Here is a 2,575-nt window from a genome sequence, read left to right on the forward strand (position 1 = left end):
GACGACAAAGACCATTTTAAAGAGTAAATCAATGCGATAGTGCTTAAAATTATGATTAGACTGTGATTAAGTTGTAGTAATGTGATAAGAAATGTTGATAAGATGATGATCCTTTTAGACTTTGACCTTGTCGGATAAGGCCTGTAGGCTGGCTGGAAGGTCGGGTTTTGGCTATTTCCTATTGCTTTTTTTCGAGGTATAGTAAGCGCAATAGGATCCGATATCAGTTAATTACAAAGGAAAGCCATGAAAAAATTAATAATTGCTTTGACTGCCTCGGTAGCGGTCTTATTTGGGGGAGTCGCGCAGACAGCCGAGTTGCGTGATAATCATCCGGATACTTATGTGGTCCAGAAAGGTGATACTTTGTGGGACATTTCGGCAACTTTCCTGACCGATCCATGGTTATGGCCGGAAATCTGGCACGTTAATCCTAAGGTTGAAAATCCTCATCTAATTTATCCTGGTGATATCCTTAAATTAGTTTATATCGACGGGAAGCCTTACATTGTTAAAGCAAGTGATGGCACCATAAAGCTACGTCCGGAAGCGCGCGTGCTTTCTGAAGGCGATGCTATCACCACTATTCCATTAAGCATGATCAAACCTTATCTCATTGATGAAATGGTTGTTGATCCTTCTGTATTTGAGACAGCTCCTTACGTTGTCGATTTAGAAGAAGAGCGTCTAATCAGCGGCGGCTTTGGTGACAGAGTTTATATCCGTGGCTTGAGTGCTGGTTCAGGCAGCGCTTATGGATTGTATCGAAAAGGTAAAGAGTATCGTGATCCTGAAACCGATGAGTTGTTGGGTGTTGAAGCTCGATATCTTGCCAACGGAAATATTAGTCGCGAAGGCGATCCTTCAACTTTGACCATTAAAAAGTCAAAATTGGAAGTTTTAAAAGGTGATGTGGCGCTTCCTCGTAATGAAAATCCATTACCTCCGGTCTATGCACCGCGTGCTCCAGAAACTGATGTTAAAGCGCAAATCATCTCTGTCTATGACGGTGTTACTCAGATTGGTCAATATAATGTAGTAACTTTGAATAAAGGTTCGCGTGATGGTCTGGAAGAAGGTCATGTGCTTAGCGTTTATCAGCGTGGTAAAAAGATTCATGATGAAATCGCGGCCGAACGCGGTGGTGATGCGGAAGTAACTTTGCCAGAAGAACATGCGGGCACCTTGATGATTTTCAGAACCTATGACAAGGTTAGCCTGGCATTGATCATGAATGCAACGCGTCCGATTCATTTGTTTGATATTGCACGTAACCCATACTAATTTAACGATTAGCATTTTAATTAAAAGTTAACGTAAAAAGAGATCTCTTCACCAAGGACGGTGGTTAAACATTATGGAACAAACCGAATTGCGCCACTGGTTGGCGCTTTCTCATATTAATATTGGTGCAAATAAACTACTGGCCTTTTTAGCGGCTGGTAATTCGCTTGCCCGTTTATTTGAACTCTCTGATTCATCATTGCAGGAACATGGTTTCCGTGCTGGCCTGGCCAAAAAGCTTGGCTCAGTGACTGATCAGTTGATTGAACAGGATCTGGAATGGTTTGACTCTGAGCACAAGCACCTCATCCCTATTACCAGTAAAGATTACCCTGCCCTGTTAAAAGAAATTCCAGATCCTCCCAAGCTGCTGTTTGTCCATGGCGATAAAAGTTTACTTAACCGTCACCAGATAGCGATAGTCGGCAGCCGAAATCCGACCGCTCAGGGTAAAGAAAACACTCGTGAGTTTGCTAAGACATTAGCGGCTGCAGGAGCAGTCATCACCAGCGGTATGGCGTTGGGTGTCGATGGTATTGCGCATCAAGCAGCTTTGGATGTGAAGCAACCAACGATTGCGGTGGTGGGAACTGGTCTTGATCGGGTTTATCCGGCGCGACATAAAGAGCTGGCAATTCAGATCAGTGAGCAGGGGGCGCTGGTATCCGAGTTTGCACTGGGCACGCCAGTTAATGCCAGCAATTTTCCGGTGCGCAATAGAATTATCTGTGGCATGAGTTTGGGAACCCTGGTGGTAGAGGCTGCAATCCGTAGCGGTTCATTAATTACAGCACGGCTGGCAATGGAGCAGGGTCGTGAGGTTTTTGCTATTCCCGGTTCGATTCATAACACTTTAGCAAGAGGCTGTCATAGTCTTATCAAACAGGGTGCCAAGCTGGTAGAAACTGCCGAAGAAATTATTGAAGAGCTGGGGGCGCTGGCTAGCTGGCAAACTGAGCAAAATCAGCAAGAAGAAGCACAAGATATTGTTTTAGAAGAAGAATATCAGGACGTGCTCAAGTTCATTGATGATAGCACCACCAGTGTCGATACTATTATTCAGCGCAGCGGACTTGAAATAGAGGTAGTCAGCCACATGTTATTGTTGTTAGAATTAAATGACTACATAGCCAGCGTACCGGGTGGTTATCAGCGACTCCGTTAAGCATCAGTACAGAGACCATGTAGTATATCTAGCTTTACTCTAGCATTTTAACCTGGCCTGGCCAGTAACCTCAGAAGAGAGCTAAATGAAAGAAGACGTACTCGACGTACTACTCTATATCTTTGA

2 protein-coding genes are annotated in these 2,575 nt (G+C 44.2%); both read left to right on the plus strand.

Annotated elements, in window-relative coordinates; genetic code table 11:
• Positions 1-246: 246 nt before the first annotated feature.
• Complete coding sequence (locus HUJ19_RS05135) at positions 247-1,284, plus strand: LysM peptidoglycan-binding domain-containing protein (RefSeq protein ID WP_290622631.1); 1,038 nt, start codon at positions 247-249, stop codon at positions 1,282-1,284.
• Between the two features lie 73 nt (positions 1,285-1,357).
• Positions 1,358-2,449: a DNA-processing protein DprA gene (gene dprA, locus HUJ19_RS05140; RefSeq protein ID WP_290622632.1), complete on the plus strand. Its 1,092-nt coding sequence runs from the start codon at positions 1,358-1,360 to the stop codon at positions 2,447-2,449.
• The last annotated feature ends 126 nt before the right edge of the window (positions 2,450-2,575 follow it).

The sequence above is a fragment of the Kangiella sp. genome, from assembly GCF_014762745.1.
Taxonomy (GTDB): Bacteria; Pseudomonadota; Gammaproteobacteria; order Enterobacterales; family Kangiellaceae; genus Kangiella.